Raw genomic sequence first — 20815 nt, forward strand, 5'->3', positions numbered from 1 at the left:
TACGTTTGTAAGAATGCTTTTAGATGGAACAAAAACAGAAAAACACTAAAAATTAAAAATGGCAACAAATAGAACATTTACAATGCTAAAGCCAGATGCAGTTGAAAACGGACACATTGGCGCAATATTAGAAAAAATTTCAGCTTCAGGATTTAGAATTGTAGCAATGAAATTAACGCAAATGACCAAAGCGGATGCTGAAGCATTTTATGCAATTCACAGTGAGCGTCCATTCTTCGGTGAGTTAGTAGAGTTTATGACTCGCGGACCTATCGTAGCTGCTATTTTAGAAAAGGAAAATGCGGTTGAAGATTTCAGAACTTTAATTGGAGCTACAAACCCAGCTGATGCTGCTGAAGGAACGATTCGTAAATTATATGCTGCTTCTGTTGCGGAAAATGCGGTTCACGGAAGTGATAGTGATGAGAATGCAGCTATTGAAGGTGCGTTCCACTTCGCAGGAAGAGAGCAGTTTTAATTAAAAACGAGGCTTATATAAAACGAAAAATCCCGCTGATGCGGGATTTTTTGTGTCTTAAAAAAATTAAATAGTATATATTAAATTACTTTTACATTTACTGCGTTTAATCCTTTTTTACCTTCTTTCAGTTCAAATTCAACTTCATCACCTTCGCGAATTTCGTCGATTAAACCTGAAATGTGAACAAAATGTTCTTTTTTTGAACCTTCTTCGATAATGAAACCAAATCCTTTAGAATCATTGAAGAATTTTACTGTTCCTGTACTCATAATTGAAATATTAGTTATTAATTGAGTTAAATGTAGTATAAAATTTTTTGAAGTTTATTTTTTTTTCGTAAAATTTTTGATAAAATTTTACGCACAAAAAAAGGCTATCAATAATTATTGATAGCCTTTTTATTGTAATTGTTAAAGTATATGTATTAGATTACTTTTACGTTTACGGCGTTTAATCCTTTTCTACCTTCTTGTAGATCGAATTCAACTACATCACCTTCACGAATTTCATCGACTAGTCCAGAAATGTGTACGAAATGTTCTTTGTTGTTGTCATCTTCAACGATGAAACCAAAACCTTTTGAATCGTTGAAGAATTTTACTGTACCTTTACTCATTGTATTTGTATATAAAAAATTTAAAGGTCAAAGGTAATGTAAATAAGTACAGCTTGTTAGAAATAAAGCGCTTTTATTATTTTTATTTTAAATTAAAATTATCTGAGAATCAATTTTTTAACGATTTCTTTACCGAGAGCCTCATTAATCATAGCTATAATCTTTTCTTTTCCATAGCTTAATTCTTCTCGTAAAACACTGGAATTAAGTTGCACGTAAAGTGTGTCTCGTTCTAAATTAACCGATCGGGTGTAATTATTAACACCATTACCCATAAGTTCTGCCCAGGCATCGGCCACATTAACTTTATCTAAACCTTTTTCTAATTTATTGGTTTCTACAAATTCTTTTAAAGCGTCGGAGATGCTAATATGTTCGTTGTTGCGTTTTGCCATGAATTTGGAGTCTTGAGAAGTGGCAAAGGTACTATGTTTTAAAGTTCAAATTGAAATAACTTTTCAACAAGCGCTTCTTTTTGATACCAGTCGTTGTAAACCAGTTCTAAACTTTCAACTTTAAAGGATCCAAAATCGTGATCTTTAAAGCGTTCAATGGTTTTTATGAAGTGGTCTTTTTGCTTTAATTTATTTTTAAAACGGACAACAGTGGCGTGTGCGGTTTGTATCGTGTAGCGTTTATCTATACTTTGTTCTAAAGTGGAATGTTTAAAATTTTCTCTGAGATTATCACGAATATCATTTAAGGCGGAATTGTTCATAAAACCTTGTAGCATAATACAGGAAGGTGATGCGGTTAAACCTTTAAAATGAATTTGAATATTAGGGGATTCAATTAAGCTTTGTTTGATAACCTCAATATAATCCTGAATGTTAATCTGGTTTAGTTGAAATCCGCTGTAACACGAAATAATAGACATGACGGTAATATGAATGTCTGAATTAGTGTAGTAATATTGATCAGAATCAATCCTCTTTAATTCATCAAGAAACTGTTGAATATTGGTTTTAGCAGCTTCCGAAGGTCGTAATAAAAGGGTGATGCCAAATCGGTTGTCATTTTCAGATTCTATTAAAGAATCGATGTCGTAAGTGTTGTTTTTTATTTTTTCAATAGATGTATTGTAAAGTGTGGTATAATGTTCTTCAAGATTCATAGGTTTTAAAGTCTGAAAATTTCGTACGATTGATGGGCTTGTTTTACGGCATTCTCGGTACGTTCGGCGTGTGTGTCACTTATAAAAATTTGTCCGAAGTTAGCATCATCCACCAGTTTGATAATCTGTGTTACGCGATTTTCATCAAGTTTATCAAAAACATCATCTAATAATAAAATGGGGTTAACGCCACTTTGCGCTTTTATAAAATCGAATTGTGCTAGTTTAAGCGCTATTAAGAACGATTTTTGTTGCCCCTGACTTCCGAATTTTTTTATCGGGTGATCTTCAATATTAAAATTTAAATCATCCTTGTGAATGCCTACACTGGTGTATTGTAAAGCTTTGTCTTTGTTGATGTATTTTTGTAAAAGGGACTTTAAATCATCTTCAAATAAACCACTGTTGTACTCTAGTTCAACGTTTTCGTTACCATTACTAATGGCTTTATAACGCGCTTTAAAAATAGGAATGAAGGTTTCTAAAAAGGCTTTGCGTTTCTCAAAAATTTGTGTGCCGTAGTCGTTAAGCTGTTGGTTGTAAATGTCTAATGTTTCCTTATTAAAGGTGTGATTTAATGCAAAGTATTTTAATAAGGCATTACGCTGAGCAAGGATTTTGTTGTAATTAATCAGGTTGTTTAAGTAGCCTTTGTCGCTTTGCGAAATAACCCCATCAATAAATTTTCGACGGGTGTCACTACCTTCAACAATCAGGTCGCGATCGGCGGGAGAAATAATTACCAAAGGCAGAAACCCAATATGGTCGCTAAACTTGTCATAAATCTTTCCGTTGCGTTTAATCACTTTTTTTTGACCGCGTTTTAAACTAACCGTAATTTTTTCAGATTTATCGGCTTTCACATAATCGCCATTCACCACAAAAAACTCTTCACCATGCTTAATATTTTGTGTTGCTACCGGATTAAAATAACTTTTTCCGAAGGATAAATGGTAAATGGCATCGAGCACATTGGTTTTACCAATACCGTTATTTCCAACAATACAATTGATTTTATCGTTGAAATTGAAGGATTTGCTTTCGAAATTCTTATAATTTAATAGAGAAAGTGATTTTAAAATCATATAAAAAGTAGCTTAAAGCATGTTAAGGAGTCGCGACTCTTTAAAAGGAGGTGCAAATTATTGAAAAAATACAAATAAATAACCTTTTGTATATGAAGAAAAATTATATTTTTGCGTGGCATTAACTTTAGAATAAATACATGGCAACATATAACAAAAGAGGTTACAAACCGAAAACGAAGGAAGAAAAGATTGAAGTAGAGGAAGTAGAATCAACAACAGCAGAGGTTTTTAACACGTTAGATGAAACGGCGTCAAAAACAGAAGAATTTGTTGAGAAAAATCAGAAATACATCTTCATGTTTATTGGTGCAGTAGCGGTTGTTGTATTAGGTTATTTAGGTTATAGCGAGTTTATTGCAAAACCTAAGCAAGTAAATGCGATGAACGATATGTTTCAGGCGCAAAAATATTTCGACCAGGCAGTAAACGGTGTAGAAAAGGATTCATTATTCAACTTAGCGCTTAATGGTGGTGAAGGTAAATATGGTATGTTAGACATTATTGAAGAATACAGCGGAACACCATCGGCTAACTTAGCACACTATTATGCAGGTACAGCTTATTTAAGATTAAAAGATTACAAAAATGCGATTGAGTATTTAAGTGATTTTAAAAGTGATGATGAAATTTTAGCACCTTTAGCAAAAGGTAATATTGGTGATGCATTCGTACAATTAAATCAACAAGATGATGCTTTAGGTTACTACGAAGAAGCTGCTAATATGAGAAATAACGGGTATACAACGCCAATGTACTTATACAAAGCAGGAGCAATTGCTTTAGAATTAGGTAAGGCAGGTAAAGCGTTAGATTACTTTAACAGAATTAAAGAAGAATATCCAAATTCTACCGAGGCTGCAACTATCGATGTATTTATTGGTAAAGCTCAGGTATTGGCAAGTAAATAATATATGGCTACGGCAAATAAAAATTTATCAGATTACGATAAAGCTACAATCCCAAATGCGAAGAAATTTCGATTTGGGATTGTTGTTTCTGAATGGAATGATACCATTACAGAAGGCTTGTATCAAGGGGCTTACGATGCACTTATAGATAATGGGGCATTGCCTGAAAATATAATTCGTTGGAATGTGCCGGGAAGTTTTGAATTAATCTATGGCGCAAAAAAAATGCAGGAGCAAATTGTGAGTGCAGTTATTGTTATAGGAAGTGTAATTCAAGGGGAGACCAAGCATTTCGATTTCGTGTGTGAAGGTGTAACGCAAGGTATTAAAGACTTAAACGTTATGCATGAAACACCGGTGATTTTTTGTGTGCTTACCGACAATACCATGCAACAGGCTATCGACCGTTCAGGTGGTAAACACGGTAATAAAGGAACAGAAGCTGCTATTGCAGCAATTAAAATGGCTGAGTTACGAAACAATAGCTAAAAGACTGCAGATTAGTTTTTAATAAAATAAAAGAGATGCTTGGTCGGTAAAAGGATTAAGCATCTCTTTTGTTTTTGAACATTTTGAGACGATATCTGTTAACAATTTTTGGCAATACTATTTCTTGATTCTGCCTATTTTTAAGTACTTTTGAAGTATAAGTATTCATCTATTTTGTTTAATCAGCGTAAAAATAAATCCTTTAGTTATCAACCTCGATTTTCACAGGAAACCGAGGAGAAGTCTGGTACAACGTCTTCTAAAGATCATGATTTCATATCGAAATGGGAACGTACCAGAAGCACCAAGCGAAAAGTAAAGGGCGCCATGTCTATTCGTACATTACTATTAATTTTGGTATTGTTATTGATTTGTATGTACCTACTAGATTCAAAATTCAATTAACCTAAACTTTAGACATTATGGGCATTTTTAAAACACGTAAAAACAAAAAATTTAGTTATACCCCTCGTTATTTTAATGGCGGAGAAGAAGGTAATCCTTTTGAAATCAAGCATAAGTTTGACGAATACAGAAAAACGGTGGGAGGTAATACTGGCCTAAAAACAAAATTAATCAACGCATTAGATGATTTAAAAAATAATGAAGATAATGAGGCAAACCGGCGCATTTTAATAATTGTTGCGATTCTTGTTATTATCTTTTTATTTATCATCGATTTCGATTTATCCATATTTTTTAAATAATTCATGGCAGATATTATACAACTTTTACCCGATCATGTCGCAAATCAAATAGCTGCAGGAGAAGTTGTACAACGCCCCGCTTCTGTTGTAAAAGAGTTGTTAGAAAACGCCATTGATGCTGGTGCTACAACCATTAAACTTATTATAAAAGACGCCGGAAAAACGCTTGTACAGGTTATAGACGATGGTAAAGGTATGAGTGCTACCGATGCTAGATTAAGTTTCGAGCGTCATGCGACATCTAAGATTCGCAGTGCAGAAGATTTATTTCAGTTACATACAAAAGGGTTTCGTGGTGAAGCGCTGGCCAGTATTGCGGCCATTGCGCATGTCGAGTTACGAACCAGACAGGAAGATGATGATGTAGGAACCGGAATTCTTATAGAAGGCAGTAAAGTTGTCGCTCAGGATGTGGTGGTAACACCTCCGGGAACCTCAATATCGGTTAAGAATCTGTTTTTTAATATTCCGGCACGTCGAAACTTTTTAAGGTCGAACAACGTTGAATTACGCCATGTTTTAGATGAGTTCCATCGGGTGGCTTTGGCACATCCCGATATTAGTTTCGCTTTTTACAACAATGGAAGTGAAACATTTAATTTGCCTATTGGGAATTATAGGCAGCGTATCGTTAATATTTTTGGTGCCCGAACCAATGAAAAATTAGTTCCGGTTGAAGAGGATACAGAGGTTTTAAAAGTGTCAGGCTTCGTTGGGAAACCAGAATTTGCCAAGAAGACACGTAACGAGCAGTATTTCTTCGTAAACGATCGTTTTATAAAAAGTGCTTACCTAAATCACGCGATTAATGCGGCTTTTGATGGCTTGTTAAGAAATGGAACACATCCGAGTTATTTCTTAAAGTTAACACTCGATCCGCAGTCTATCGATATTAATATCCATCCGACAAAAACCGAGATTAAGTTTGATGACGAGCATACCTTATATGCATTGTTACGTTCGGCGGTAAAGCACAGTTTGGGTCAGTTTAATATTGCACCGGTTTTAGATTTTGATCGTGATGCGAGTTTAGATACGCCTTACGAGTTAGAGAAAAAGCCTGTAAAAACGCCAACTATTGAGGTTGATAGAGATTATAACCCGTTTAAAGAGGAAGTTAATTCTATTGTAAGAGCCATTGCTCAAAAGAGTGATCAGGCTGTGTCTTGGGAAAGTCTTTCCAGAGATTTAGGTGTTGGAATTTCTGAAAAGGATATTTATAAAAAAGCAAATTCAGAGTTTATTCCATCACCGGAATCGGAATTAGGACATGTTTACCATGACGAGCAAGATGAAGAGGAAGAATATTATGAGGATGATGAAACTTACGTTGAGACGAATCAGCATACAGAATTTGTAAGTCCTCAACAACAGCCACAAAGTTTTAATCAGGTTAAGTTTGAAGCCGAGGAGACAACCATATCAGCCTTCTCTGAAGAAAATAAAGTAGAGCAGAAGCAAACCACCTATCAGCTTCATAATAAATATATTGTGAGTACTATAAAATCTGGGATGCTACTAATAGACCAAAACAAAGCGCATCAACGTATCTTATACGAGAAGTTTTTACGTCAAATGACGGTAAGGAATGTGGTTAGTCAGCAGTTATTATTTCCGCTTCAGCTTCATTTTTCAAATCAGGAAATGCAGGTTATTCGCGATTTAAAGAGTGATTTAGAGCATACCGGATTCATATTTGCAAAGATACAAGCTGGATTGGTGGAAATTACTGGTGTTCCGGTAAGTGTTCCTGAAAGTGAGGTGTCTATCATTTTAGAACAGTTGATCAGTGATGTGGAAAATGAAGTGCCGGATAGCAGCTTTAGCGCTACCGATTTAATGGCAAAATCTATGGCTAAGAGTTTAGCGATTAAAACAGGGCAAGCTTTAGAAAAAGAAGAACAAGAACACTTGGTAAATCAGCTGTTTGCCTGTAAAGAACCAAGTGTGTCACCAGCAAATCGCACCACCTTCATAACGATGAGTGTTGACGAGCTGGATAAAAAATTTATATAAACTATGATGCGAATTTCTGAAACAGTAAAACACCTAATCATTATTAATGTGATTATGTTTGTAGGAACATTAGCTATTGGAAATGGTATGTTTTATGACTGGTTTGCGCTATATTTTCCAAAGAATGAGATGTTTAAGCCATGGCAAATTGTAACGCATATGTTTATGCATGGTGGGATATCTCACATCTTGTTTAATATGTTTGCGCTTTGGATGTTTGGAACACCAGTGGAGCAGGTTTTGGGAAGTAAACGTTTTTTATTTATCTATTTTTCGGCAGGAATAGGAGCAGTTTTACTGCAATTAGGGTATTATTACGTTGAGTTTATTCCAAGTTTTAACGATTTAATAGCTTCAGGATTAACTTCCGATCAAATTACTCATATGTTATCGGAAAACAAAGTGTTGAGCGGAGTTTCCAATCAGCAGTTAACCGATTTGCAGAATATTTTTCCGGTATATAAAGCCAGTATGGTAGGCGCTTCAGGCTGCATTATGGGGGTTTTGGCGGCTTTTGGTATGATGAACCCAAATGCTGAATTGATGATGATTTTTTTACCAATTCCTATAAAAGCCAAGTATTTTATTCCCGGAATTATTATCTTAGATTTAGTATCAGGTATTACAGGACAATCCTTTTTTAGTCCAAGTAACACGGCGTATATGGCGCACGTTGGTGGGGCTGTTATTGGCTTTATTATCATGTGGTACTGGAAAAAGAATCAGTTTAACCAAAATCGTTGGTATTAATGAGTAGTTTATTCGATGATTTAAAATATAAATTAGCGAGACTTAATGTCCTTGAAAAAATAATAGCCACAAATGTGGTTGTTTTTGTTATTGGCTTACTGCTTCGGTCTTATTTGGTGTGGTTTGAGTTACCGAGTAACTTCAACAGTTTTATCATCAGACCTTGGTCTATTATTACGTATGCCTTTTTACATTACGATCCGTTACATATTTTATTTAATATGCTTTGGTTGTATTTTATCGGGCAGATGTTTTTAAACTTATTTAGCTCTAAAATGGCCATTAACATTTATTTTTTAGGGGCGATGAGTGGTGGAATGTTATTTCTTTTAGGCTATTCACTATTTCCAGGATTCTTCGGAACAAATTCAACGTTAGTCGGCGCATCGGCAGCAGTTCGTGCTTTGTTGATTTTCATTTGTGCCTATATGCCTAATCAGGAAGTACGTTTTTTTACCTTTAATATCAAATTGTGGTATATAGGTGTGGCGATTGTTATTTTGGATATTTTTGGATTATTCGGAATGAATGCTGGTGGAAATTTAGCACACCTTGGAGGTGCTTTATTAGGGTATTTTTATGCTAAACAATTGGTGAAAGGCAATGATATTGGCCGTGGATTTGAAAGTCTGGTGGGTATGTTTTCGAATATGAAACTTTCAAAAAAAGGACCTTTAAAAACAGTTCATAAAAATAAAACTAAAGTAAGTGGGTATACTAAAGCCGATTTTAATGAGTTTAATACACAAAAGAAAATTGATGTTATTCTCGATAAAATAAGTAAAAGTGGTTACGATAGTCTTACAGCCGAAGAAAAGGAGTTTTTATTTAGAGCAGGTAAATAAGGTATCTGTTTATAAGACGTTATTAAACCCATGAAAAACCTTAGCGCTATTAACAAGCTTATTTATCTAATTAATGCGGTCATAGCGTTAGTGCTTTTGTTTTCTTATGCTTTACCTTTTTTACCTCCCAGGACATTTGCGGTATTATCGGTGCTTAATTTAGGAGTGCCTTTCCTGATTGTTGTTAACGTTTTATTTTTCTTATATTGGTTGATTCGGGTGAAAAAACAGCTGCTCTTATCGCTTGTTGTTTTGGTTGTTGGGTATTTTTGTTTTGGATCCTTATATAAATTTTCGACATCAAAAAAGGTTGAAGATCCGAAAAATTTTAAAGTAATGAATTACAACGTGAGGTTGTTTAATTTATTCGATTGGATTCCTGAAACCGATATCGACACAAAAATGATTGATTTTGTAAAGAAAGAAGCACCAGCTATTTTGTGTATTCAAGATTACCACCCTCGTAAAAATAACGATTTGTCGTTTTTTAAATACAAGTACGAACACCTCTCAGGAAAAAAAATAAAACATGGTCAGGCTATTTTTTCGCAATATCCTATTATCAATTCAGGGTCGGTAGAATTTCCTAATACATCGAACAATGCTATTTATGCAGATGTTGTTAAAGGAAAAGATACCTTGAGAATTTATAATGTACATTTAGAATCGTTGCGTATTGAAACCAAACTAGAAAGCTTAAAGAATGAAGATTCAGAGCGATTGATTAATCGTATAGGGTCAACATTTAAAAAGCAGCAATCACAAACCGAAATGCTTTTGAATCACAAAGCAAAGTGCCATTATAAAATGATTATTTGTGGAGACTTTAATAATACGGCGTATTCGTATGTGTATCGAAAAATGAAAGGCGATTTAACTGATACTTTTGAAGCGGCAGGTAATGGCTTTGGCCGTACCTACGATTTTCAGTTTTTTCCGGTGCGCATCGATTATATTTTCTCTGATGAAGCCTTTGCTGTTAACGGATTCAAGTCGTATAATGAACATTATTCAGATCATTATCCCATCATGGCTACACTGGCTTTAAAGCAAAAGGAATAGTTACATAAACGAACAGTCGATGACATCGGCTATAATGTGAATCACCAAGCCTAAGCCAATCAATCTCGTTTTCTTCGGAATTAATAACAGGACATAAACTCCAATCGCGTAATAACTGTGCAGGGGATGAAAGTTGATGCTGCATCGATTCGGACTAAACATAGGTGTGGCTAATAGATGGTCGATATCAATTAAAAATCCTGCTAACATGATGCTATAAGCCATCATCACCTGTGGTTTATACCAGATTAACGCTACGATGAGAGGTAAAAACACATGGCAGCCGTAATGCGCAATAAACTGAACCATTACAGAGGTGCTAAAGTTTGGTTTTCTAAATAAGTCAAGGCATTCGGGCCTTCGTTAAAGAGTAAATCCAGAATACTCAGGTTGGGTATGAATCCATGTTTATCATCAAATACCTGCGTGTAGGGTTCAAAAAGTTGTTCCAGTTCTTTTTTAGCGTGAACTAAATAGCGATAATCGGTAGTATGCTCATTAACTTCTTTTTGAAAGACTTCCGTTTTAACAGGGGCGATATCCAGTTGTAAACAATCACAGATGACTTCAAAACAGTTCAGGTTAAAATCTAAAATATAATCTGCTTTAGTTTCAAATAAAGGTTTCAGTTCATCTTCGTAATATTCAAAGAACGGTGATGTTCTATAGGCCGATATTAAAGATTTCCAATGATTACTTTGCCAGTTGTCTTCATTGAAAATCCTTACATCTTTATATTTTTGTCTGTTTTTCTGTGTGTGAATTACAGGAATATTTAAGGTTTGCTTACCATTAGCGCCGTAAATATAAGCCCGGTTTCTATAGGTTTGTTTTAAGAAATTATCATCAACTTCTAAAGTTACGTCATCCGCGTTCGCAATAGCAACAAACTGTGCTATACTTGGGAAATAAGTCGGGTGAATGATAATATTCATTTTAAAAAATAAGCCAATTAAGCATTTGCTTTTTTACGAGCTCTCCATTTGCTGAATACATAATAACCAGCTAATAAAATCAGGAAGGGAATTAGGAACGATGTCGCTTTTCCTTTACCACTAACGGTCGTAAAGAAACGATCCCAACGAGGCGATTTGCCATCCCAGCTCATCCAAATAAATACTGGTTTTCCAACCACGTGATCGAAAGGTACAAAGCCCCAAAATCGAGAATCGATAGAGTTGTGGCGGTTATCACCCATCATCCAGTAATAGTTTTGTTTAAAGGTATACGAGGTAGTTGCTTCACCATTAATCAAAATCTGGTTGCCTTTAACTGAAACATTGTTGCCTTCGTATTCGCTAATGGCGCGTTTGTAAAGCGGTAAATTTTCGATATTAAGTGCAATGCTTTTTCCTTGTTCAGGAATGACAATCGGTCCGAAGTTATCAACATTCCAGTTGTAATTTGGATCGTGGGGGAAAATAGAAGCATCACGTTCGCCTTTAGGTTTTTTGTTCGGTGTGATACTAACCACATTAGGATTGTCTTTAAACTTAGCTAACGCTTCATCTGAAATAGCGGAGAAGTAATAGGTATTTTGATTGTTCATAATACCAAAGCCATCCGTAATGTCGTAGCGATCTTTTAATACTTTAGGGTTAAACTGTGTGCTTTTTGGTTGTACTAAATAACTAAACTGTAAATGTGCACGGTCCGGTAATACATTTTGTACTCCATTGATAAACACATAACCATCACGAATTTCTAAAGTATCACCAGCAATACCGACACAACGTTTTACCAGATTGGTTTTTTTGTCAATAGGTTTGTAATAGTTTCTATCCGGATGGAAGTTATTCATATCCAATAGTGTATCAGCTGGTTGGTTGAATACGACAATATCATTTCGCTCAATATCCTCAAAACCAGGAATACGTAAATATGGTAACTGTAACTTATTTACTAAAGAGGTTTTTCTGTCTTCGTAATGGTCATCAAAAAGGTATGATTTTTTGTTAAGTCCTGGAATGGTATCGTGAACCATTGGAGCTCCAACCGTTGTCATTGGTATTCTTGCTCCATAGTGAAACTTACTTACAAACAGGAAATCACCTACCAATAATGATTTTTCTAGCGATGATGACGGAATGGTAAAAGGTTGAATAAAATAAGTATGAACAATAGTTGCCGCAACGATAGCAAATAATATAGAACTTACCCAATCGCCAACATCTGTAGTTGGCTTTAAACTGCGGTCTTTTATGTGTTCTTCGTTAGTCGCATAGTTCAGGTAATAGTTGTAAAACCCTAAAGTAATAACAGCTAACAGGGTATCTGTTCTTGAGTTTTTACCAAAACTTCTGGCAGTTTCAACCCAAACTACCGGAAACATAATCAGGTTAACAATAGGCAAAAATAATAAGATGGTCCACCACCAAGGGCGGTTAATAATGTGCATTAACCCTATGGCGTTATACACTGGTACAAAGGCTTTCCAGGCTTGTCTGCCTGCTTTAATATAAAGTTTCCAAGTTCCTAAACCGTGAATCACCTGAATAATCAAGATGAAAATAAACCATTGCATTAATGTCATACCTATGTTGTTTTGTTTGTGTCGTTAGTGTTTAAACTTACTTCATTTGTTACTTCAAATACAGGTGTTAACCAATATTTAACACATCATTCATGTTGAAAATGCCTTTTTTACCAATAATCCACTCAGCTGCAATCACAGCGCCTAAGGCAAATCCTTGACGGTTGTGTGCTGTGTGTTCAATAGTGATGGTGTCGACTTCACTTTCGTAATTAATAGTGTGTGTGCCAGGAACATCTTCAATACGTTTTGCAACAATTGGAAGGCTTTTTTCAGCAGCTTCATCTAATTTCCAGTTGTCGTAACCGCTGTGGTTTTCAATAATACCTTCGGCTAAAGTAATAGCGGTACCACTTGGCGCATCTAATTTTTGTGTATGATGAATTTCTTCCATAGTCACATTATATTGCTTAAGTGTATTCATCATTTTAGCCAATATTTTGTTTAGCTCAAAAAAGATGTTAACACCTAAACTAAAGTTAGATGCATAAATGAAAGCACCTTGTTTTTCTTCACATAAAGCCACAGCTTTATTGTAATCCTGCAACCATCCTGTAGTTCCTGAAATAACAGGAACACCGTTATTTAAACAGTTAGAGATATTGTTAAAAGCCACTGTTGGGATACTAAAATCGATGGCAACATCGGCTTGAGTAATATCGTAAGCATCGTCATTCTTGTCTACTTTTAAAACAATTTCATGTCCGCGTTTAATAGCAATTTGTTCGATGGTTTTCCCCATTTTTCCGTAACCAAGTAAAGCTATTTTCATAATCAAAATTTAAAATTAAATGTTAGGCCGAGATTGCTTGTTGCATCGATCTCGTTAAATCTGTAATGTGGCGCTAATGATAAGTTTTCATCAATGTTATACTGCATAAGGTGTGCATCAACATTAGCATCAATAATATTCAGGGCATAAATGCCCAGTGTCACTAAAAGTGAAATCTCTTTGTTTTTTCTGTAGAATTTTTGTCCGCGTTCCAACCCTTCCGTGGTAACACGAGGTGTATTTAATTTGTTGCCTTCCGAATCAAAATAAAATTCATCATTTTCAAATCCGGCTAAACGGCTTTTATAGGCATCGCGATAACGGTTATATTCTTTGTTATTGTTAATGTAGAAATACACACCGGTACCCAAACCAGCATAAACCAAAGGAATTTTCCAAAAGCGTTTATTGTAGGCCTGACCTAAACCTGGCAGCACAGCAGAGTAAAAAGCTGCTTTAGCGGGCGATAACGGATTAAATTCCTGAGGCAATTGTACAAGGGTATCAACAACCACTTCTTTCGGAAGTTCTGGTTTTTTGTTGTTTTTTTCTTGCGCTGATACACACAAACCAAACAAAAGCGCTAATGCGCTTGTTATTAAAAGTTTATTTGGCACCCTTTACTAATTTTGTTATTCGATTGAAATCTTCTTCTGAATGAAACGGAATGGTAATTTTACCTTTACCGTTTTTAGATACTTTAACGTCAATTTTATGACCAAAGTATTCAGAAAAAGCGCCAATGCCATCTTTTATGTAGGTAGGTACAGTTTCGGTTTGTTTTTTTGGAGTTGGTTCGACAGTTTTGGTTTCGCCGTAAGTTCTAACCAGTTCCTCTGTATTTCTTACCGAAAGCTGATTAGATAGAATTTTTTCGTAAATATCCAGCTGGGCACTTTGGTCTTCAACAGTAATTAAAGCACGACCGTGTCCCATAGAAATGAATCCGTCGCGCATCCCGGTTTGAATAATCGGGTCTAGTTTTAAAAGACGCAGGTAGTTCGCAATGGTTGAACGTTTTTTACCCACGCGCTCACTCATTTGTTCCTGAGTTAGATTGATTTCGTCAATTAAACGTTGGTATGATAAGGCAATCTCGATAGGGTCTAAGTCCTGACGTTGAATATTTTCAACTAAGGCCATTTCTAACGATTCCTGATCGTTTGCAATTCTAATGTATGCCGGAATGGTTTCTAATCCAATTAGTTTAGAAGCTCTGTAACGACGCTCTCCTGAAACCAACTGGTATTGGTTAAACCCTAACTTTCTAACCGTGATAGGCTGAATAATACCTAATTCTTTTACTGAAGACGCTAACTCGCGCAGTGATTCTTCACTAAAGTTGGTACGTGGTTGAAACGGGTTAACTTCAATAAAATCGATGTCTAATTCAACAATGTTTCCAATCACTTTATCTGCACCCTTGTCCTGTACCGATTGTATATCGTTATCAGGGTCTTTTAAAAGTGCCGATAATCCTCTTCCTAAAGCTTGCTTTTTTGTTGCCTTAGCCATATTTATGCGTTTTTATTGATAATTTCTTTAGCTAAACTTAAGTAATTTGTTGCGCCTTTACTAGCCGCATCGTAATTAATTATGCTTTCGCCGTAACTTGGGGCCTCACTTAAACGTACATTACGTTGAATAATAGTTTGAAAAACCATATCGTTGAAGTGTTTTTGAACTTCTTCAACCACTTGGTTCGACAGTCTTAAACGCGAATCGTACATGGTAAGCAATAAGCCTTCAATGTCTAATTCTTTATTGTGAATTTTTTGAACACTCTTTATGGTGTTTAGTAATTTTCCTAAACCTTCTAAAGCGAAGTACTCACACTGAATTGGGATGATAACAGCATCAGCAGCCGTTAAGGCGTTTAAAGTAAGTAGGCCTAATGATGGCGCACAGTCGATAATGATGTAATCGTAATCGTCCTTAATCTCAACCAATGCTTTTTTAAGCATGTATTCGCGCTGGTCTTTATCAACAAGTTCAATTTCGATAGCTACAAGGTCGATGTGTGCAGGAATAATATCCAGATTTGGCGTGTCGGTTTTTACGATGGCGTCTTTAGGAGCATGCGAATGTTCTAAAAGTTGGTAGGTTCCAATTTCTACGCTCTCGACATCCATTCCAATTCCAGAAGTTGCATTTGCCTGAGGATCAGCATCAATAAGTAGTACTTTTTTTTCTAAAACTCCAAGAGAAGCCGCTAAGTTGATCGATGTTGTTGTCTTACCAACACCCCCTTTTTGGTTAGCAATTGCAATTATTTTACCCATGAAATGATTTGGTTTTATTAGGGGTAAAAATACAACTATTATTTAGTAATAAAAACGGAATTTGTTAACAGTGGCTTTTAATAAAATTTTGAAGTTTCTTTTGTTAATAAAATAATCCGTTAGTCGATTAAAATCTCTAAAATTTTTATCGCCGCTTCACTAATTTTTGTCCCCGGACCAAAAACAGCAACAACACCGGCATCGAATAAAAATTGATAATCTTGTTTAGGAATCACACCGCCAACAATAACCATAATATCCTCACGGCCATACTGTTTTAATTCTTCAATTACTTGGGGGACTAAGGTTTTGTGTCCTGCGGCTAAAGAGGATACACCCAGAATATGTACATCGTTTTCAACGGCTTGTTTAGCAACTTCCTGTGGAGTTTGAAATAAGGGAGCGATATCGACATCGAAGCCTAAATCGGCATAAGCGGTAGCGACCACTTTGGCGCCGCGATCATGACCATCTTGTCCCATTTTTGCAATCATAATGCGAGGGCGTCTACCGTCCTGTTTTGCAAATATATCGGCAAGATTTTTTGCTTTTTTAAAAGCATCATCGTTTTTAATTTCGTTACTATACACCCCTGAAAAAGATTTTATTTGAGCTTTATGTCTCCCAAACACCGTTTCTAAGGCCATGCTAATTTCACCTAAAGTAGCGCGTTCGCGAGCGGCTTCAATAGCTAAATCTAATAAATTTTCACGTCCTGTTCGGGCAGCTTCCTTTAATTTTTCCAAAGCATCATTAACTTTATTTGAATTTCGATTGGCTTTAATGGTTTTTAGCTGGTCTATTTGGGCTAATCTAACGGTTTGATTGTCGACTTCGAGTGTAGTAATCGGATCCTCCTGTTTTAAGCGATAGTTGTTAACACCAACAATAGTATCCTGATTAGAATCTATTCGGGCTTGTTTTCTAGCAGCGGCTTCTTCAATCCTAATTTTTGGAATTCCAGCTTCAATAGCTTTAGTCATTCCACCTAAACCTTCAATTTCTTCAATTAATGTCCAGGCTTTTTCAGCGATATCATTAGTGAGTTTTTCAAGGTAATAACTACCGGCCCAGGGATCTACAGTCTTGGTAATTTTTGTTTCTTCCTGAAGAAATAGTTGTGTGTTTCGGGCAATACGTGCCGAAAAATCAGTTGGAAGGGCAATGGCTTCATCCAAAGCATTGGTGTGTAAACTTTGTGTGCCACCAAAAACGGCAGCAGCGGCTTCAATCGTGGTTCTTGCAATATTGTTAAATGGATCTTGCTCGGTTAAACTCCAGCCACTGGTCTGACAGTGTGTTCTTAGGTTTAGTGATTTTTCGTTTTTAGGGTTGAATGGTTTTATCAGTTTTGCCCAAAGCATACGTGCAGCTCGCATTTTGGCGATTTCCATAAAATGATTCATACCGATTCCCCAAAAAAAGGATAGGCGAGGAGCAAAATCGTCGATATCTAAACCAGCAGCCAATCCTGTTTTAATATATTCTAAGCCATCGGCTAGGGTATAGGCTAATTCAATATCTGCGGTTCCGCCGGCTTCCTGTATATGGTATCCTGAAATGCTGATGCTGTTGAATTTAGGCATGTGTTTGCTAGTGTATTCAAAAATATCGGAGATGATTTTCATAGAAGGTTTAGGTGGATAAATATATGTGTTACGCACCATAAACTCTTTTAAAATATCATTTTGAATGGTCCCCGATAGTTGATTTTGGCTAACACCTTGTTCTTCGGCGGCGACAATATAAAATGCCATAATGGGTAGAACAGCGCCATTCATGGTCATGGAAACGCTCATTTTATCCAATGGAATTTCATCGAACAGTCGCTTCATGTCTTCCACAGAATCTATGGCTACTCCGGCTTTTCCAATATCTCCAACCACACGGTCGTGATCAGAATCGTAACCGCGATGCGTTGCTAAATCGAAAGCGACCGATAAACCTTTTTGTCCGGCTGCTAAATTACGCTTGTAAAACGCATTGCTGTCTTCGGCTGTGGAGAATCCTGCATACTGCCTTATGGTCCATGGTTTTCTAACATACATAGTTGTGTAGGGGCCACGTAGGTTAGGCGTGATACCGGCAGCAAAATTCAAATGGTCTAAATCTTCAATATCTTCCTTTGAATAGATTGATTTTACAGCAATACCTTCCGCAGTCTCGAACAATTGGTTTTCGGACTTCAGGTTTTGGTCTGCTGATTTAAGGGTGATATGTTGAAGATTTTTTCTGGACATGAATTAGGATTGAGGTGTTTTATTTAAATTGAAAAGGTTAGCATAAAACAAATCGAAAGCTACGTAGGTTGCCAAATATTTATCAGATAAAATTGAACGATAGCTCGACATTAAAGGCGCGCCAAATAATTTTGGACTCATGCTGTTGGTTGAAATCAATGCATTCATAGTGGTTTTTAAACTTTCATCATGAATGTTTGTTGCTACGCAACTCATTAACGTGCCTTTGTAATTTAAGTGGCTATTTGGGTTTTCGGCATCCCATAAATCTCCTTCATTTTTTAAGGCTTCAAAAATTTTTAAGGTGTGTTCTGATGCAATTCCTGAATAATTAACACGTTTGGCGTTAGCATCACGAATAAATTGATAATACGCCTGAGTTAAGCTATTATTAGGTTTTTCTTTGCCATAGAAAGCGACGATATCGTCTTCAAAAGCGTACAACGCTTCTTTGTATAAGTTAGGGACTAAACCTTGGCAGGTTATGGTTTCCGGCTTTTCAGCGTATTGAAAATCTGAAAAAGTTGAACCGTTTTTACAGCTGAAAAAAGTGATGACTAATAAAAATGCAAAAAAGTTAAGATTTGACTTCATATTAATTTTCATTGTTTAAGCGTTTTTGTTCTAAAGTTTCGGCTAATCGTTTTTCTATAATGGGTTCGATTAATGTTTTTCTATAATGAGTTTTAACGAAAGGATATAATTCTAATGTTGCTTTCATTCGGTCATCCGGATTTGGATATTTATTGGAACCTACCAGAATTTCCTCTTTGTTATCGAATTGAATTTGTTCTTTTTGAGCACTTTCCTTTATTTTTCGTTGAATAGTACCTGATTTAAGCTGTTTTAAAAAGCCACCATTCGCTTCAATATCTTTAAAAAGTATTAAGGCTTTTTCGGCTAGCTGCTGGGTTAACGATTCTATATAATACGCACCATCTGCCGGATTATTCACTTTGTCAAAGTAACTTTCGTGTTTTAAAATAAGTAGCTGATTTCGTGCAATGCGTTCGCTAAAGGTGTTTGATTTATGGTAAACAGCATCATAAGGTAAATTAAAAACCGTATCTGCTCCGCCAAGAATAGCACTCATGCACTCGGTTGTAGAACGCAAGATGTTGGTGTTGTAATCGTAAACCGTTTTGTTGCGCTTAGATGGTGTTGTGAAAATTTGACATTCTGTATTAATGTCGTATTCAGATGCTAAAGTTTTCCATAGTAATCGCAAGGCGCGCAATTTGGCAATTTCGAAAAAGTAATTACTGCCTGCTGAAACGTTAAAAATGACTTTGGTTTGTTGTTTAGCTTCGGAAGTTAAATCATCATCTAGTATATTTAAATACTCGTTGGCATGGGCTAAAGCATACGCTAATTGCTGAACCATATTTGCTCCCGCATTTTGGTATAATGAACTGTTGATGCTATAAGTATTCGTAATCTCAATTATAGATTTGAAGTTTTCAATATCAGCATTCATATTGTTAAACCAGTTGCCGGTTTTAGCAAGTTTGCCAATAATATCTGTATGAACAAATATGTTTGGTTTTGAAACCGTATTCAAAAGCTGTTTTGTGAATTCAACATCTAAAAAATGCAATTCAAAATGCAGTTGAATAGCTTCTAAATCAATATGGTTTAAAAGCGTTTCAATAGGAATATCGTTGTTTGGAATGATGAATTTTATGCTTTCAGCCCCATTTTTGATGACTTTTAGAGCTTTGCGGTTGGCGTTTTCAGCATCGTTAACAAATACAGTATCACAAATGAACCATTGGGTTGTTTTGACGTTAGAAGTCAAGGGAAAATCTTTAATGTCATCGGCATTATAAAAGGGTTTTACCGAAATATCTTCATTAGATTGCCAAACAAGGGTTTGGTAATCCGCGCCATTTAGCTCGAATTGAATTTTTTGTTTCCATTGTTTGGTAGAAACGGCATCAAATTCGCTAAATAGTCCTTTATTCATTAGATGTTGTTTTTAAACTGTCTTCGTATTCGATGATAAAAATTTCTTCGCTATCACGTTTCATATAATACTCTTCGCGCGCAAACTTTTCAATACCTTCTTCTGTGCTCAGTTTTTTCAGGGCCTTTTTATCTTTTTCTATTTGCTTTAAATAGTATTCTTTTTCGGCTTCCAAATCTTTAATATCAGAATTTAACTCATTGTGAATAAGCCAGGAATTGGCGTCAAAAAACAGCATCCAAACCACAAAAAGCGTGATGATGAGGACGAAAATATTTTTAAAAGGTTTGAATATTTTATGTTTGAATAAAGCCATTCTTTATAATCGGTTATTAATAATAGTTCGCACAATATCTACCGCAACCGTATTGTACTTGTTGTTGGGGATGATGATATCTGCAAATTCTTTCATGGGCTCGATAAATTGGTCGTGCATGGGTTTTAAAGTGGTTTGATATCGACTTAAAACTTCTTCTAAATCACGACCACGTTCTGAAATGTCGCGTTTTAAACGGCGTATTAAACGCTCATCGGAATCGGCGTGAACAAATATTTTAATATCGCACATGTTTCTTATTTCGGGGCTGGTTAAAATTAAAATACCCTCAACAATCATCACCTTTCTGGGGTGTGTTAAAATGGTATCTCCGGTTCGATTGTGTTTTACAAAAGAATAAACAGGTTGGTGTACCGGTTTATTGCTTTTTAAATCTTTTAAATGACGCTCAAGTAAATCAAAATCTATCGATCTTGGGTGATCGAAATTGATTTTTACACGCTCTTCGTAACTTAAATGTGAGGTGTCTTGATAATATGAATCCTGCGAAATCACACCTATTTCACTCTCCGGTAATTCGTTAAGTATTTGGTTTACAACCGTTGTTTTACCACAACCTGTTCCGCCTGCAATTCCAATAATAAGCATGTGTAATGTTGTTTGATTAGC

General features: G+C 35.7%; 26 protein-coding genes. 9 read left to right on the plus strand and 17 right to left on the minus strand.

Translation table 11 applies throughout. From position 1 onward, the window contains the following. Positions 1-58 precede the first annotated feature (58 nt). A complete protein-coding gene (locus ICJ84_RS13670; RefSeq protein ID WP_188216975.1) occupies positions 59-478 on the plus strand; it encodes a nucleoside-diphosphate kinase in 420 nt (139 codons plus the stop codon). An 80-nt stretch (positions 479-558) separates the two neighbouring features. On the opposite strand, the gene ICJ84_RS13675 is transcribed toward ICJ84_RS13670, so the two are convergent. The 5 genes from ICJ84_RS13675 to recF all read right to left on the minus strand — a co-directional run bounded on the left by ICJ84_RS13675 (position 559) and on the right by recF (position 3296). After that, positions 559-750, minus strand: coding sequence for a cold-shock protein (locus ICJ84_RS13675; RefSeq protein ID WP_188216976.1), 192 nt, complete (start codon positions 748-750; stop codon positions 559-561). Positions 751-905: 155 nt separating this feature from the next. After that, on the minus strand, positions 906-1097 hold the full coding sequence (locus ICJ84_RS13680; protein WP_188216977.1) for a cold-shock protein: 192 nt from the start codon (positions 1095-1097) through the stop codon (positions 906-908). A gap of 98 nt (positions 1098-1195) precedes the next feature. After that, entirely contained in the window at positions 1196-1492 is a 297-nt protein-coding gene (locus tag ICJ84_RS13685) for a DUF721 domain-containing protein (protein WP_188216978.1), read from the minus strand. A gap of 38 nt (positions 1493-1530) precedes the next feature. Beyond that, positions 1531-2211: a 2'-5' RNA ligase family protein gene (locus ICJ84_RS13690; protein WP_188216979.1), complete on the minus strand. Its 681-nt coding sequence runs from the start codon at positions 2209-2211 to the stop codon at positions 1531-1533. A gap of 5 nt (positions 2212-2216) precedes the next feature. Beyond that, on the minus strand, positions 2217-3296 hold the full coding sequence (gene recF / locus ICJ84_RS13695; RefSeq protein WP_188216980.1) for a DNA replication/repair protein RecF: 1080 nt from the start codon (positions 3294-3296) through the stop codon (positions 2217-2219). A gap of 140 nt (positions 3297-3436) precedes the next feature. On the opposite strand from recF, the gene ICJ84_RS13700 reads away from it, so the two are divergent. The 8 genes from ICJ84_RS13700 to ICJ84_RS13735 all read left to right on the plus strand — a co-directional run bounded on the left by ICJ84_RS13700 (position 3437) and on the right by ICJ84_RS13735 (position 10076). Continuing rightward, positions 3437-4207, plus strand: coding sequence for a tetratricopeptide repeat protein (locus tag ICJ84_RS13700; RefSeq protein WP_188216981.1), 771 nt, complete (start codon positions 3437-3439; stop codon positions 4205-4207). Between the two features lie 3 nt (positions 4208-4210). Then, positions 4211-4696: a 6,7-dimethyl-8-ribityllumazine synthase gene (gene ribH, locus ICJ84_RS13705; RefSeq protein WP_188216982.1), complete on the plus strand. Its 486-nt coding sequence runs from the start codon at positions 4211-4213 to the stop codon at positions 4694-4696. Between the two features lie 150 nt (positions 4697-4846). Beyond that, complete coding sequence (locus tag ICJ84_RS13710; RefSeq protein ID WP_188216983.1) at positions 4847-5101, plus strand: hypothetical protein; 255 nt, start codon at positions 4847-4849, stop codon at positions 5099-5101. 17 nt (positions 5102-5118) lie between these two features. Further along, on the plus strand, positions 5119-5403 hold the full coding sequence (locus ICJ84_RS13715; protein WP_188216984.1) for a riboflavin synthase subunit beta: 285 nt from the start codon (positions 5119-5121) through the stop codon (positions 5401-5403). Between the two features lie 3 nt (positions 5404-5406). Then, on the plus strand, positions 5407-7419 hold the full coding sequence (mutL, locus tag ICJ84_RS13720; RefSeq protein WP_188216985.1) for a DNA mismatch repair endonuclease MutL: 2013 nt from the start codon (positions 5407-5409) through the stop codon (positions 7417-7419). A 3-nt stretch (positions 7420-7422) separates the two neighbouring features. Beyond that, a complete protein-coding gene (locus tag ICJ84_RS13725; protein ID WP_188216986.1) occupies positions 7423-8169 on the plus strand; it encodes a rhomboid family intramembrane serine protease in 747 nt (248 codons plus the stop codon). Further along, the gene (locus ICJ84_RS13730) at positions 8169-9014 is read left to right on the plus strand and encodes a rhomboid family protein (protein ID WP_188216987.1); all 846 of its coding nucleotides are present in this window, start codon (positions 8169-8171) and stop codon (positions 9012-9014) included. The genes ICJ84_RS13725 and ICJ84_RS13730 overlap by 1 nt, the downstream gene beginning before the upstream one ends. 30 nt (positions 9015-9044) lie before the next feature. Then, a complete protein-coding gene (locus ICJ84_RS13735; RefSeq protein WP_188216988.1) occupies positions 9045-10076 on the plus strand; it encodes an endonuclease/exonuclease/phosphatase family protein in 1032 nt (343 codons plus the stop codon). Here ICJ84_RS13735 and ICJ84_RS13740 read toward each other — a convergent pair whose 3' ends face one another. From ICJ84_RS13740 to udk, 12 genes are all read right to left on the minus strand, one after another. Further along, the gene (locus ICJ84_RS13740) at positions 10077-10385 is read right to left on the minus strand and encodes a DUF6122 family protein (RefSeq protein ID WP_188216989.1); all 309 of its coding nucleotides are present in this window, start codon (positions 10383-10385) and stop codon (positions 10077-10079) included. After that, entirely contained in the window at positions 10385-11011 is a 627-nt protein-coding gene (locus tag ICJ84_RS13745; RefSeq protein WP_188216990.1) for a WbqC family protein, read from the minus strand. The genes ICJ84_RS13740 and ICJ84_RS13745 overlap by 1 nt, the downstream gene beginning before the upstream one ends. 17 nt (positions 11012-11028) lie before the next feature. Beyond that, a complete protein-coding gene (gene lepB / locus ICJ84_RS13750; RefSeq protein WP_188216991.1) occupies positions 11029-12609 on the minus strand; it encodes a signal peptidase I in 1581 nt (526 codons plus the stop codon). A gap of 67 nt (positions 12610-12676) precedes the next feature. Then, on the minus strand, positions 12677-13381 hold the full coding sequence (gene dapB / locus ICJ84_RS13755; protein WP_188216992.1) for a 4-hydroxy-tetrahydrodipicolinate reductase: 705 nt from the start codon (positions 13379-13381) through the stop codon (positions 12677-12679). Between the two features lie 2 nt (positions 13382-13383). Continuing rightward, on the minus strand, positions 13384-13998 hold the full coding sequence (locus ICJ84_RS13760) for a DUF5683 domain-containing protein (protein WP_188216993.1): 615 nt from the start codon (positions 13996-13998) through the stop codon (positions 13384-13386). After that, on the minus strand, positions 13988-14896 hold the full coding sequence (locus tag ICJ84_RS13765) for a ParB/RepB/Spo0J family partition protein (RefSeq protein WP_188216994.1): 909 nt from the start codon (positions 14894-14896) through the stop codon (positions 13988-13990). Before ICJ84_RS13765 ends, ICJ84_RS13760 begins: the two co-directional genes overlap by 11 nt. Before the next feature lie 2 nt (positions 14897-14898). Continuing rightward, the gene (locus ICJ84_RS13770; RefSeq protein WP_188216995.1) at positions 14899-15663 is read right to left on the minus strand and encodes a ParA family protein; all 765 of its coding nucleotides are present in this window, start codon (positions 15661-15663) and stop codon (positions 14899-14901) included. Positions 15664-15782: 119 nt separating this feature from the next. Beyond that, the gene (gene scpA, locus ICJ84_RS13775; protein WP_188216996.1) at positions 15783-17903 is read right to left on the minus strand and encodes a methylmalonyl-CoA mutase; all 2121 of its coding nucleotides are present in this window, start codon (positions 17901-17903) and stop codon (positions 15783-15785) included. A 3-nt stretch (positions 17904-17906) separates the two neighbouring features. Continuing rightward, on the minus strand, positions 17907-18497 hold the full coding sequence (locus ICJ84_RS13780; RefSeq protein WP_188216997.1) for a hypothetical protein: 591 nt from the start codon (positions 18495-18497) through the stop codon (positions 17907-17909). A 1-nt stretch (position 18498) separates the two neighbouring features. Next, positions 18499-19869 (minus strand): methylmalonyl-CoA mutase subunit beta, encoded by a 1371-nt coding sequence (locus ICJ84_RS13785; protein WP_188216998.1) that lies wholly within the window; start codon positions 19867-19869, stop codon positions 18499-18501. Next, complete coding sequence (locus ICJ84_RS13790) at positions 19862-20185, minus strand: FtsB family cell division protein (protein ID WP_188216999.1); 324 nt, start codon at positions 20183-20185, stop codon at positions 19862-19864. The genes ICJ84_RS13785 and ICJ84_RS13790 overlap by 8 nt, the downstream gene beginning before the upstream one ends. A 3-nt stretch (positions 20186-20188) precedes the next feature. After that, complete coding sequence (gene udk, locus ICJ84_RS13795) at positions 20189-20794, minus strand: uridine kinase (RefSeq protein ID WP_188217000.1); 606 nt, start codon at positions 20792-20794, stop codon at positions 20189-20191. Positions 20795-20815 lie beyond the last annotated feature (21 nt).

The organism is Aestuariibaculum suncheonense (assembly GCF_014596935.1).
GTDB lineage: Bacteria > Bacteroidota > Bacteroidia > Flavobacteriales > Flavobacteriaceae > Aestuariibaculum > Aestuariibaculum suncheonense.